13 protein-coding genes and 1 tRNA gene are annotated in these 12,112 nt (G+C 34.3%); 10 read left to right on the top strand and 4 right to left on the bottom strand.

Features of this window, described 5'->3' with window-relative positions; translation table 11 throughout:
- Positions 1 to 14: 14 nt before the first annotated feature.
- Together yycF and AB3219_RS03070 are read right to left on the bottom strand one after the other, a co-directional pair.
- Entirely contained in the window at positions 15 to 716 is a 702-nt protein-coding gene (gene yycF, locus AB3219_RS03065; RefSeq protein WP_057805206.1) for a response regulator YycF, read from the bottom strand.
- A 332-nt stretch (positions 717 to 1,048) separates the two neighbouring features.
- Positions 1,049 to 2,074 (bottom strand): IS30 family transposase, encoded by a 1,026-nt coding sequence (locus AB3219_RS03070; RefSeq protein WP_263794974.1) that lies wholly within the window; start codon positions 2,072 to 2,074, stop codon positions 1,049 to 1,051.
- Between the two features lie 196 nt (positions 2,075 to 2,270).
- Between AB3219_RS03070 and AB3219_RS03075 the strand changes: the two genes are divergently transcribed.
- From AB3219_RS03075 to AB3219_RS03110, 8 genes are all read left to right on the top strand, one after another.
- Positions 2,271 to 2,462 carry a hypothetical protein gene (locus AB3219_RS03075; protein ID WP_216754354.1) on the top strand — a complete coding sequence of 64 codons (192 nt, stop codon included), beginning with the start codon at positions 2,271 to 2,273 and terminating at the stop codon, positions 2,460 to 2,462.
- A 40-nt stretch (positions 2,463 to 2,502) separates the two neighbouring features.
- Positions 2,503 to 3,351 carry a DUF6895 family protein gene (locus AB3219_RS03080; RefSeq protein WP_263749951.1) on the top strand — a complete coding sequence of 283 codons (849 nt, stop codon included), beginning with the start codon at positions 2,503 to 2,505 and terminating at the stop codon, positions 3,349 to 3,351.
- Positions 3,326 to 3,970, top strand: a complete 645-nt coding sequence (locus AB3219_RS03085) for a hypothetical protein (RefSeq protein WP_216754356.1) — start codon at positions 3,326 to 3,328, stop codon at positions 3,968 to 3,970. Before AB3219_RS03080 ends, AB3219_RS03085 begins: the two co-directional genes overlap by 26 nt.
- Positions 3,951 to 4,475, top strand: a complete 525-nt coding sequence (locus AB3219_RS03090; RefSeq protein WP_216754357.1) for a hypothetical protein — start codon at positions 3,951 to 3,953, stop codon at positions 4,473 to 4,475. The genes AB3219_RS03085 and AB3219_RS03090 overlap by 20 nt, the downstream gene beginning before the upstream one ends.
- Positions 4,472 to 6,184, top strand: coding sequence for an ABC transporter ATP-binding protein (locus AB3219_RS03095; protein WP_367369290.1), 1,713 nt, complete (start codon positions 4,472 to 4,474; stop codon positions 6,182 to 6,184). Before AB3219_RS03090 ends, AB3219_RS03095 begins: the two co-directional genes overlap by 4 nt.
- A gap of 113 nt (positions 6,185 to 6,297) precedes the next feature.
- Positions 6,298 to 6,370: transfer RNA gene (locus AB3219_RS03100), tRNA-Lys, on the top strand.
- Positions 6,371 to 7,057: 687 nt separating this feature from the next.
- A complete protein-coding gene (locus AB3219_RS03105; RefSeq protein ID WP_216754359.1) occupies positions 7,058 to 7,258 on the top strand; it encodes a type II toxin-antitoxin system HicA family toxin in 201 nt (66 codons plus the stop codon).
- 35 nt (positions 7,259 to 7,293) lie between these two features.
- Positions 7,294 to 7,692: a type II toxin-antitoxin system HicB family antitoxin gene (locus tag AB3219_RS03110; protein ID WP_216754360.1), complete on the top strand. Its 399-nt coding sequence runs from the start codon at positions 7,294 to 7,296 to the stop codon at positions 7,690 to 7,692.
- Positions 7,693 to 8,050: 358 nt separating this feature from the next.
- Here the strand turns inward: AB3219_RS03110 and AB3219_RS03115 are convergent, their stop codons facing one another.
- The gene (locus AB3219_RS03115; RefSeq protein ID WP_216754361.1) at positions 8,051 to 8,929 is read right to left on the bottom strand and encodes a MurR/RpiR family transcriptional regulator; all 879 of its coding nucleotides are present in this window, start codon (positions 8,927 to 8,929) and stop codon (positions 8,051 to 8,053) included.
- Positions 8,930 to 9,127: 198 nt separating this feature from the next.
- Between AB3219_RS03115 and AB3219_RS03120 the strand changes: the two genes are divergently transcribed.
- Both AB3219_RS03120 and AB3219_RS03125 read left to right on the top strand, forming a co-directional pair.
- Positions 9,128 to 10,144 carry a Gfo/Idh/MocA family oxidoreductase gene (locus AB3219_RS03120; protein WP_263773695.1) on the top strand — a complete coding sequence of 339 codons (1,017 nt, stop codon included), beginning with the start codon at positions 9,128 to 9,130 and terminating at the stop codon, positions 10,142 to 10,144.
- A gap of 12 nt (positions 10,145 to 10,156) precedes the next feature.
- Positions 10,157 to 11,131 (top strand): Gfo/Idh/MocA family protein, encoded by a 975-nt coding sequence (locus tag AB3219_RS03125; RefSeq protein WP_057805201.1) that lies wholly within the window; start codon positions 10,157 to 10,159, stop codon positions 11,129 to 11,131.
- A gap of 61 nt (positions 11,132 to 11,192) precedes the next feature.
- On the opposite strand, the gene AB3219_RS03130 is transcribed toward AB3219_RS03125, so the two are convergent.
- A complete protein-coding gene (locus AB3219_RS03130) occupies positions 11,193 to 11,720 on the bottom strand; it encodes a LysM peptidoglycan-binding domain-containing protein (RefSeq protein WP_367369454.1) in 528 nt (175 codons plus the stop codon).
- Between the last annotated feature and the right edge of the window lie 392 nt (positions 11,721 to 12,112).

The following is a 12,112-nucleotide window of genomic DNA, read 5'->3' on the forward strand; positions in this document are numbered from 1 at the left end:
AAACATGGCTCCCATTATTTTTCATTTTCTGGATTCCGTAAATAATATCCCACTCCACGTCGCGTAACAAGGTAAATTGGATTACTTGGATTTTCTTCAATCTTTTCGCGTAAACGACGGACAGTGACATCAACTGTTCGGACATCACCAAAGTAATCATAACCCCAAACCGTTTGTAACAAGTGCTCACGGGTCATAACCTGTCCCATATGCTGTGCTAAATAATACAGCAACTCAAATTCACGATGGGTTAAATCCAGTTGTTCACCACGACGAGAAACAGCATAGGCATCTGGATTGATATCTAAATCGCCAACCTTGATGTCATTATTTTCTTGTTCAGAGTTTACTAACTGGTCTTGACGACGTAAGTTAGCCTTTACACGGGCAACCAGTTCACGATTAGAAAATGGTTTGGTGACATAATCGTCTGCACCAAGTTCTAGACCAACTACCTTATCTAATTCAGAATCTTTAGCAGTCACCATGATAATTGGAATACTGTGTTTAGCACGTACACGACGAGCAACTTCCAATCCATCAATTTTAGGAAGCATTAAATCGAGCAAGATTAAATCTGGTTGCTCATCTTCAACTTTTTCGAGGGCTTCCTCCCCATCATAGGCTGTAATTACTTCATAGCCTTCTTTAGTTAAATTAAATTTTACGATGTCTGAAATTGGTTTTTCATCGTCAACAATTAAAATCTTTTGCATAAAGCTTATTTCCTCCTTAACAGAGTCGTTTTGATTTAAATCTATTCGAACTTATTTTCGCCAAAAAGCTTAAAAACATTGCATTCCTATTATAACACACGAGTTTTAGCGGTTACATTGATGGAGACCAATTACCATCATGACACAAATCTTAATATCAACTATGAAAAACTATTCTATAGAAAACGTAACAATTATCGTATAACTGATTAATAGATATTATACGTTTATTGATGAAAGTTAGAAAAATGATAATAAGAACGTCAAAAATTATAAAAAGACCCGAATTGTCAAATCAAGTGCAACACTTACTAAATAAAATAGAAATTGGTCTAGGAAGCTGATCTAAAAGCTTTACTGAATGCTTTAGCACTCAGGTAGTGCAGGATCTTACGGGGCTTGTCGTTGATGGCATTTTGGATTTGAGCAATTTGGGTTTCAGTAAACTGCTTCAATGATTTTCCTTTAGGAATATACTCCCGAATCAACCCGTTGGCATTCTCATTACTACCACGTTCCCAAGGCGAGAACGGATGTGCAAAGTAAATTTTAGGACCCTTAACTTGTGCAAGCTTTGAAAATTCACTGCCATTATCAAAAGTGATAGATTTAAACCAATCTGGATGTTGATTGATGACTTTTTGAAGAGCCTCTAAGCAAGTTTGTGCGTGATAATCTGGGATCTTTATGATTATTTCAAAGCGGCTCACCCGTTCCGTTAAAGTAAGCAGGGCAGGCTCAGAAGCCACGCGTTTTCCCTTAACTAGATCACCTTCCCAGTCGCCAAACGCTGTGCGCTTGGTGACACTTTCAGGACGTTCTTCGATCGAAGTACCTAATATCTTCTTATTATAGCGATCATGATTGTGCTTGCCCTTAACTCGTCGTCTAAGTTTTTTGGGCAAATCACTATTTCGAAGGTTCAACAGGCCTTGATCAATATAACGATAAACCGTGGGAACCGAAGGACATTTGAATTGCGGATAGTCGGCTTGAAATTGGTGGACGAATCCATCGACACCAGCTGATCTAAAGTGCTTTTTTAGCGTCTTGGTTAAGAGATTAAAAAAGTATTTACACGGCTTTAATAAGCCTTTTGAATGACAGTGTGAACGATGCTTTTCATAGACAGCTTGACCAGCATCAGCATAGTAGTTAGTGAAGAATAAGTAGTTAGTATCACGTTGTTTAACCGTGCCGCGATGTAACTCACGGCTAATCGTACTAGGGCTTCTGTGAAGCTCTCTAGCAATTTCACGAACAGTAACATTTTGGCGACTTAAGGTTTGAATCATGCCTCTTTCTTCAGGTTGTAGTTGTTGATAACCGGACATAGTGCTATTCTTGGTTTGGGTCATGGAGACTCCTTTCTTGAGTTTAGTCACTTTAAGTTTAGGTCTCCATGGCCTATTTTGTCTATTTTTGGTCTAGTTGATCAGGTGTTGCACTTGAATTGTAAATCGGGCAATTATAAAAAGATTAAAAAAACGTTAAAAAAAGATTGCATTTTTATTTTTTGGGCTATATTATATATTCAACGAAGGAGATGATACCATGAAATTTAGTTTAGGAAGTTTAGGAAAACTAGGGAAAATTAAATCCTTTAGTAATTTATCTGATAGTTTCGGTGGCATTCTTAAGGAAAATGGATTTGTTTACCATACAACCGGAAAAAGTAAGACTCTTGTAGTTTGGTGTAAAAAAAATGAAGACAAACCAAATTTGATGACATATGCATTGGTATAGTAATACAACATTGATTCGATCATTAGAATATATAGACAAAATGACGAGTAAATGGTTATTTAAAAACTCGTCATTTTTTGTGGAAAAATTAGTTACATCTTATTCAAATGAGGAAGAATTTCAAAACTCTTTAAAAAGCATAGGTGAATTAATTTTATTAGAATTGATTTGTGATTCAAATTCTTGGAATTATTCAATAAATCTACATAAAAAATTTGATCCTCAATTTAGTTCAATTAAAAAAGTTGTCGAAAATTCTATACCTACTTTAAATTCAACATATCAGTTATTTTTCACCAACTATTTTTCTCACACATTAAACATAAAAAATAAAACCAAATTGGATACATTTGAAGATATACTTGAATTTAGTTCATTCAATATTATTCTTAATGGTCACGATTTGCATGCTACTCATTTTCTATCTTTATGGAAGCTCTCCAAATTATCTAGGTACGAGAATGTATCTTTATTAAATAATTTTGAAAGATATCAGATAACTCATGATTTTTTCTATTTAACTAACTTTGGTATTGTAGAGCCATTAAAAACACAAAAAAGTATATTGATTCAAAACGCGTCATATTTTGAACATGTAATTAAAGACGGCTTAATTATTTCATTTAGGGAGAACAATGTCGATCTTCTAGCTGAATTTTTCCTTGACTGGTTACTGCTAAACAAGTACTACAAATTTAATTCCAATAGTCTTTCTGATGAAACTATAAAAATAATAATGAAACGCTTTACTTCTTTTCTTAGAACAGAGAAACACAAATTAAACAAGTTCAATTATACGATAGAAAATTTTTATAATTCTTATCACACTGTAATCGTGATCGCAATGGTAGGTGCCATTTTAAATGAACTCACTAGAAAAAAAGATTAATAACTTAATAAATGAAGCAGAGAAAAAAGATTTACCACTACCTTTAATACTAAAAGAGTTCGGAATTTTAGCAAATTTTTTTCTTATAAATTATGAGCCAAACTTTAAAAATGACAAAATTAGAACCTATTTCGTACATTTTGCAAAAAATTTTAGAATAGGTGAATTTCAAAGTTTACTATTTGATCAATCATTCGATGCCCTTTCCATATACTTATTTTGTACCGTATACAACATACGTTTTGAGAAATCAGATCTTAATATTGCATTCGATAGCTTCTATTTACATGATTCAAATGTGCAAGATTTCATCATGTTAATCAAGCTCAACAAGTTTATTTCATTTGATAAATATTGTACTTTTGAAAAAAAATTAAAAATTATACTTGATCAATTTGAAGAACTACTGGTTTCTGATTTAGTTAATAGTTCTTCCGGTAATTTAATTTTTACAGATATTTTTAAAGCAAAGATTACACCAAAAACACAATCCATACTATTGAACGAAATTAATAAACATCCTCAAATTATAAATTCAATGAGTCTTTCCCAACTGAATATAATTCAGTATATTCTATCATTAAAGGAGAGCGACACAAATGGAAATAAACGATCATAAATATTGGTTTGACTATATCGAAAAAGCATATCATATTGATTTTCAAAGAAAAGTAAATAATAATTTACCGTTTTCTCAAAGAATTTTTTTTAAAAAAGTGATTTTTAAAAATGACAACTCATTTCTATATAAAGCAACTTCTGAAGAAATCGAAAAATTTATTGTTTTTCTTATGCAATTTGATAATAATATTGCAACTACCTATCTATCAAAGAATTGTTATCTAATGGCTTCATTAGCATTTCAATCATACAACACACGGGACTACTTTACTTTTGGAGAAATCATATTACTGTTGGATAAGTTTAATTTTTCATTAATTATTCAAAAAGCACTAAGCTATATTTTTACTCTAAACAGGAGATCAGATGGACAATTTGGTTTCTTAGACATTGTAACAAAAGATGAAGCCCTCGAACGAAACACAATTGTAGAAAAACAGTACATTACTCAGACTACATTCGTTTTTTCATCCATTCATACTATATTGGAGGGACATTCATGAAAAAAAGTAAACTCTTACAATTATTACAAGGTCTATCCATCAGTAAATCTCAAATTATCTTTGCTAGTATCTTATCAATCTCTTCGGCGGCAATTCTTTTGTATATGCCTCTGCAAGCAAAGCAATTAATCGATAATTTTGAAACAAAATTCAATTTACCAAATATTCTGGCTCTAGGAGCAACCCTAATCATTCAAGCTGTTCTATCTGCCATTTCTTATTACCTATTAACTCGCTTGGCTGAACGAACTGTCAAACAAATACGTGAAAAAGTTAGCAACCATCTCCTGAATATTAAACAAGAGGAATTAGAAGAAAATCTTTCTGGTGATTTGGCTAGTAGCGTCGTCACCAACACCGAAACAATCAGTCGCCTTTTATCTGGTTTGTTACCAAATGTAATTAGTGGCTTAACTTCTGTAATTGGTGCTTTATTTTTTCTGTGCATCATGAGTTGGCAGTTAACTCTGGTTGTTTTGGGTGCCTTAATCTTCCTAATGATTGTGATTTCACCAATCTCAAATATTACAAATAAAACTTATGAAGCAAGTCAGGCCAAAACCAATGGTCTGGTCGGTCAACTAACGAATTATTTTTCTGAAATTGAACTTTTAAAAAGTTCCAATGCTCAACATGAGATCGCAGGCAAGATTAAACAAGAAGTAACTAGCCTCTACCTTTTTGGAATTAGAATTGCGAAGATCAATTCCATCATGGACCCGCTTGTTACTACAGTCATTATGACAACTATTTTAATTATTTTTGGATTTGGCGGTTATTTAGTCTCGGTCAAAACAATTACAATTGGTACTTTAATTTCATTTCTTTTATTTGTTTTTCAGATTATCACACCATTTGCCAACGTTGGAAATGTTATAAACGATTTTCAAGCTAGCAATGGAGCCGCTAAACACTTAATTGATTTGCTATCCTTAGAAGAAGAAAATTACTCAGGAAAAATCAATTTTAGTTTAAAGAATGCTTCAATCAATTTTCAAAATGTTAACTTTTCATATCATACAACAGAAGAAGCCTTAAAAAATCTAGATTTAACTTTTAAAAATAACCAGTTAACCGCCTTAGTCGGACCCAGTGGAGGTGGAAAGTCAACCATTATTTCACTTCTAGAACGTTTTTATGAGCCAACGTCAGGTAAAATTCTCATTAATAATTACAATATCAATAAGCTAAATTTAAAAATTTGGAGATCTAAAATTGGCTATGTTCCTCAACAGACAAGTGTCATAGGGAAAACTCTGCGGGAAAGTTTATTATTCGGTTTAAATGATCATCAGATTTCAGATGCAGAAATTCAGGACACTCTAAATCAGGCCTATTTGTCTAATTTCGTCAATAGGTTACCGAAGGGGTTAGATACCCCAATTGAAGAACATAGTGCTAATCTATCCGGTGGACAAGTACAGCGCTTAATGCTAGCACGAGCATTATTGCGTAAACCAGAATTGCTAATTCTGGATGAGTTCACGTCTGCCCTTGATAGTGACTCAGAAAAATTCATCAAACAGTCTATCAATGATTTACGTAACCAAATGGGAATTGTGGTTGTAGCACACCGGCTTTCAACCATTAAGGATGCGGACCAAATCTACTTTATCAAAAATGGTACTGTAGCTGGATTAGGAACTCATGAAGAACTGATAAAATGTTTACCACTTTACCGTAAGTATGTGGAAGAACAACAATTGTGATTGAACAAATAAACGAATTTTAAGAATTCTTAGCTAAAATAACGGAAAAATTTAACGGGCGGGTTGCCATTGCTAGAAATATATGATAATATATTTAAGTCGGTTAATGATATGGGTGGTTAGCTCAGCTGGCAGAGCAACGGACTCTTAATCCGTGGGTCCAGGGTTCGATCCCCTGACCACCCATAAATACCAATTAGCTAGTAGTCATGCAGTGTTAAAACACCGTGGTTACTAGCTTTTTTAATACTTTCAGTTGTTATAGATAGTTATAAAAAAGTAGGTAAAAGTAGCCAAACTTAGATATATGGTAGCCAAATTGATAGCCAGCTACTAGTAAACAAACCGCATAACAACGGTATTAATAGCAATTTTCATAAATCAGCTGGTAGCCAAGTGACAATAATTAACTAAACCACTTGTCGTGTGAGCAAGTATACATAATAAAAAGACCAACATCAAATAAAAAATGTTGGTCTTTCTTCCTAAATACCGTGCTAAGTTTAAAGTGTCAATTTTAGCCATTCCTGCATGCTATCCAAATTATAGCAATCATTTCATTTAAAAACTCACTAATTATCAACATCACCTTCCTATCAAAAATTTTCAAAAGTTGATATTCTTATGAGTTGATGGTAATGTGCGCACTCTACACTATTTGAAATAAGAGCAGGGGCATAAACTTGTTTTATATCAAATATTTCTTGTACGTTTTTTAAAAAAGTTCTCTTGGCCTGTGCCATAGTATTCTTTTTCCACTTGGTCTTCGTATGATGATTCACCTCTTAAATATTTATGCGTATTAACGCATTAAATCGTTGATTATCTATGCGCATTAGTGTATTATTAATATATTGAAAGGAGGATAATAAGGTGTCGCAGATTAAAGCAATTGATGTTTTGAAAATATTAAAGAAACAAGGCTTCAAAGAACTTAAGGATAGACAGGTTGGTGACCATCACAGATTTATTGATGACAAAGGCCATAAGGTAACCGTTAAGTTCTCAACTAAGAAAGCTTCTATTCCACCCAAAACATACAATTCAATATTGAAACAAGCAGGTCTCAAATAGGGACCGCTTTGTTGTACACCTTATTAACTAACAATATGAATAAACCAAACTACGTTGTATATCCTGCTGTCTTCGATAATGTTAATAATGATGGATACTATACTGTTACTTTCCCAGATGTTCCCGATACTGTTACAGATGGTAAAACTCTGGAGGAAGCTATCAAGAATGCACCTGACGCACTGGCAGTAGCACTACCCGATTACAAGGAGTATCCTATGGCAACGTCACTTAACAAGGTACAGGCTAACAACCCTGGATTAATCGTGAGCTATGTTGGTGTCGATATGAAGGCTGCTCGTAGAAAATCACGTGATGCCACTGTACGTAAGAATGTAACTATCCCAATGTCATTAGCTGAAAAAGCGCAGACACAAGATATCAATTTTTCGGCTACATTAACAGAAGCACTTGAAGAAAAGCTAGGTATCTAAATATAACCAACTTAACTATAAACCCCGCAACCATTCGTAGTTGCGGGGTTTATAGTTTTTCATTATTTTTGGTAAATTTCTTCAAAATTATTTAGATCCTAACGCTGTGGCCTGTAAAATATTAGTTCTCCTATTGCCATGACACTCATGATCATACAGTTACTTGGTCTGCAGAACTTAAATACTTACTAACTGATACTTACCTCTCATTATCTTATAGTCAATTAATGACATACCATACCTCGTTAAATGCTTGCTGTGCATTTATCTTCCTTACTAGCACAGCTTCCCATATTCCATATGATTTGTGTTTGATGTAACACGTGGCAAATTGGTAAGTATTGTTGATTGTAATGGTCTATTTTGTTTGATCCTTTTCAAACAAACTACCGGTGTTTAACATGGTGGCTGTTTGTCTTTGGCTAAGTAAATTTCGCGTATAAGCATGACCATACATGATGGAGAACAAAGTATCCAAAACATATTCAAATGCAATTTGAGAAGCAAACGTCCCAATTTTGCTCTCGTCCTCATTTTCATCTTGTGCAGACACAATGGTTAACTGTGCTTCATTCGTTTGTTTAATTTGGCGATTACCTGTAAGCAAGATCGTTGGAACATGATTTTTCTTCAAAAATGTCATTATTTGCGCATATTCTGGAATATTGGCCCCATACGAAATAAACAAAACACAATCCGTTTCATGAATATTGGTAGTTACCCATTTTTCATCTACATATTCTTCAGCAAGAACCGGAAAAATATCAAGTTTTACTAATTTATTTTGAAAACTACGAGCCCGAATTTGGGAGTCACCACGCCCAAAAAAGAAAAGCCGTTTTGCATCCAATAACATTTGCGCAGCTGTTTCGAGTTGATGTGAATTTACTTGCGCCTGTGCACGTTTAATTGCCGTACTTGTCAGATCTGCCATATTCTTGGCAATTGTTGTAACTGAATCAGTAGGGTTAAACGGAAAATTGGCGTCCACGGCTCCCAAAGAAATTAGTTGTTGTGTCAAACTATCACTAGCCGCAAGCTTTAATTCACGAAAACCTTGATAATCTAATTTTTTAGCCAATCTGACAATTGCTGAATGCGAAGTATACGTGAGCGCAGCCAATTGTTCAACAGTTATTCCAGGTATATCTGCTAAATGGCTGGTTAAATAGTCCTTAATCCGTATTTCGTTATCTGTCAAATCAGTGTGTTGACTTAGTCTTTCCAATAGTGCCATCTTCAGACCACCCTTCTTTATAAGTTTATCATTTCAATCTGTTTATTTAATTCTTGCACTCATTTTTGGCCAAAATGTTCAAATATTTAGTTCAATTACTTAAAAACCTTGATAGTTTCGGCCATTTTTCCCAAAACAATGGTATCACCCTCCCAGCTGTTCATATACTAAGTGTATAAACTTTAGGAGGTTATTTTAATGATTAACGTTGCTTATATTGGTAACGGCAAAAGCACCAACCGTTATCACTTACCATTTATTTTAAAACTCAAAGATCAGTTTAATGTCAAAACCATTTATTCACCAAGTGGCAAAATACGTTGGGATACAATTCCAAGTGTTCACTACACAGCCGATTTGAATGATATTTATAATGATCCAGAAATTCAGTTAGTCGTGGTCACAACTCCCAGTCAGTTTCATTATGCCACAGCTAAAGATGTTTTGAATCATGGAAAAAATGTCCTGGTTGAAAAACCATTTGCTGAAACCTCACAACAAGCTCGTGAATTGTTTACATTAGCAAAGCAAAAACAGCTTTTCATTCAATGTTATCAAAATCGCCGCTTTGATTCTGACTTTTTAACGGTTCAAAAAGTTATTCATAGTGGCCTGCTAGGCGATTTATTAGAAGTCGAATCTAATTATGACTATTATCGTCCTGAGGTCCCTGAGCAAGCTAAAGGCTTCAGCAAAATTAACAGTTTTCTGTATGGTCATGGGTGCCACACCTTAGATCAAGTTCTCAGTTTCTTCGGAAAACCAGATAACGTTCATTACGACGTTCGGCAATTACTAGGAAAAGGTCACATGAACGATTACTTTGATATTAGCATGTACTACGGTCAGATGAAGGTCCGTGTTGCTTCCAGCTACTTTAGAATTAAACCGCGTCCCAGTTTTGTCATTTACGGCAAACAGGGGATGTTTATTAAAAAACGGATGGATCGTCAAGAAGAACATCTAAAGCTATTTTACATGCCCAATCACGAAGACTTTGGCATTGATCGTCCAGAGGATTACGGCACGTTAACCTATTATGACGAGAATCACAACTATCATGAACAAAAAGTTGTCACTGTCAACGGAGATTATAGTCGCGTTTATGCTGGCGTTTATGAAACACTCGTTAATAATCAAAAGAAACTTGTGCAAGACGAAGAAACCATCCAACAAATCGAAATGTTGGAACAGGGTATTAAACAATGCAATTAGGAGGTTTTTAATTTGAACTTAGCAATTTTAGGAGCTGGTAAAATTGTCAATGATTTCGTCACCATTATTGATGATTTGCCTGAAATCGATGTTAAAGCCATCTTCGGACAGAAAAAAGATCTTCCTGTAATGGAAGACCTTCAAAAAACTGCTCATATTGATGAACTGTATACAAACTTAGATGAATGTTTAGCGAGCGATATTGACACTGCATACATCGCCTTGCCCAATGCTTTGCATTTTCAATTTGCCAAGGCTGCTTTAGAAGCAGGAAAGAACGTTATTTGTGAAAAACCATTTACCTTAAATGAACAACAGTTAACCGAATTAATTAAACTAGCTGAAACAAAACATTTAATTCTTTTGGAAGCAATTACCAATCAATATCTTGCCAACTATCAACAACTAAAGGCTGATTTATCGCAACTTGGTCATATCAAGGTGATTTCTTGTAACTATTCACAGTATTCATCACGCTATGACGCTTTTCGAAAGGGAACAGTCCTGCCTGCATTTAATCCTAAATTAGGTGGCGGTGCCTTGATGGATCTTAATATTTATAATATCTACTTCATTGTGGGGTTATTAGGTGCTCCAAGTAACGTTCATTATTTAGCAAATGTCGAAAAGCACATTGATACTTCAGGAATTCTGACTATGAACTATCCTCAGACTAAAGTCGTCAGTATTGGTGCCAAGGATGTAGATGCGCCTGTCACAACCACAATTGAAGGAACGGAAGGATCTATCGTCGTAAGTGGTCCTACCAACGTTTTAGATCATTACACCCTTAAACTTCGTCATCAACAGCCAAAGATTGTGGACGTCAAGGTTCATCCACATCGAATGTTTCAAGAATTTCAACAATTTACTAAAGTTATTGAAAATCATGATTTTGAATTCGCCGCAAAGCACTTGAAGCAAGATGAAATCGTCATGCACGTTATTGATCAAGCACTAGCTGAAAGTAAAATCAAATTAGGTTAATGTGGCTATAAAAAACCGCCCTTCTAAATGAAGGACGATTTTTTAGTTATACTATTTTATTTTAGTACCAACCGTTTGCTTGCCAGAACGCCTTAGCAGCTGTCCATGAGCCATAACGGGAACTTACGTAAGAGTTAGCAACCTTTTCTTGGTTAGCAGCTGAGTAGTCACCATTTAAGTATGATGAGCTCAATTGATACTTACCAATGTATTGACCATTTCTTGCTGTGTATGAACCTCTTGATTCTTTGTTAGCAATCCATGCCTTTGCAGCTGCTTCACTACTACTTGTTGATGAAGTAGATGTAGTGCTAGTTGTTGCAGCAATGTTCTTAACAGCTGGCTTACTCTTAACTTCGCTCTTAGTTGCCGTCTTGATTTCGCCATCACTCTTGATCAATAACTTTTGACCAACATAGATCAAGTTAACGTTTGAAATTTTGTTAGCTTTAGCTAATTTTGAATAGTTAGTATCTTTGTTCAAATTATATTCAATACCTGAAAGTGTATCGCCTGATTTAACTGTGTAAATTTGATCGGCGTGAGAGACTGTTACTAACAATGTAAGACCAAAGAACAATGCGGCCATAAATGCTACTGCGAATTTTGTTACGTTATTTCTTAATGTCATGTATGTTACTCTCCTTGTGTTTTTAATCTACCTAGTAGAATACACTCCAATTGTTTCAGTTATGTTTCAACAACATTTATATTCATTGACCTTCAGTCAAGTTCATGTCATATTTTTGTAACATAAGGCAAAAAATCGTTTAATTTAATTGAAGTTAATCATACTTGGCCCTTAGTTACACTAGGAATAACACTATTTGAGTTTTCCATGTCTATTATCACAAAATTATTTAAATATTTCTGTTTATTTTTCTTTTTTTAGCCTATTTTATTTTATATGCGTTATTCTATGAAACGTAGTATTCATACGTTTCGACAACTTATTTATCAACTTTGTAGTACGTTTTTGTG

This window comes from Pediococcus ethanolidurans, assembly GCF_964062635.1.
GTDB lineage: Bacteria > Bacillota > Bacilli > Lactobacillales > Lactobacillaceae > Pediococcus > Pediococcus ethanolidurans.

Coding starts and splice junctions, on each gene's coding strand:
- AB3219_RS03070 (WP_263794974.1), bottom strand. CDS start 2,074: ATGACCCAAACCAAGAATAGCACTATGTCCGGTTATCAACAACTACAA.
- AB3219_RS03090 (WP_216754357.1), top strand. CDS start 3,951: ATGGAAATAAACGATCATAAATATTGGTTTGACTATATCGAAAAAGCA.
- AB3219_RS03120 (WP_263773695.1), top strand. CDS start 9,128: ATGATTAACGTTGCTTATATTGGTAACGGCAAAAGCACCAACCGTTAT.
- AB3219_RS03095 (WP_367369290.1), top strand. CDS start 4,472: ATGAAAAAAAGTAAACTCTTACAATTATTACAAGGTCTATCCATCAGT.
- AB3219_RS03080 (WP_263749951.1), top strand. CDS start 2,503: ATGACGAGTAAATGGTTATTTAAAAACTCGTCATTTTTTGTGGAAAAA.
- AB3219_RS03085 (WP_216754356.1), top strand. CDS start 3,326: ATGAACTCACTAGAAAAAAAGATTAATAACTTAATAAATGAAGCAGAG.
- AB3219_RS03110 (WP_216754360.1), top strand. CDS start 7,294: ATGAATAAACCAAACTACGTTGTATATCCTGCTGTCTTCGATAATGTT.
- AB3219_RS03115 (WP_216754361.1), bottom strand. CDS start 8,929: ATGGCACTATTGGAAAGACTAAGTCAACACACTGATTTGACAGATAAC.
- AB3219_RS03130 (WP_367369454.1), bottom strand. CDS start 11,720: ATGGCCGCATTGTTCTTTGGTCTTACATTGTTAGTAACAGTCTCTCAC.
- AB3219_RS03075 (WP_216754354.1), top strand. CDS start 2,271: ATGAAATTTAGTTTAGGAAGTTTAGGAAAACTAGGGAAAATTAAATCC.
- yycF (WP_057805206.1), bottom strand. CDS start 716: ATGCAAAAGATTTTAATTGTTGACGATGAAAAACCAATTTCAGACATC.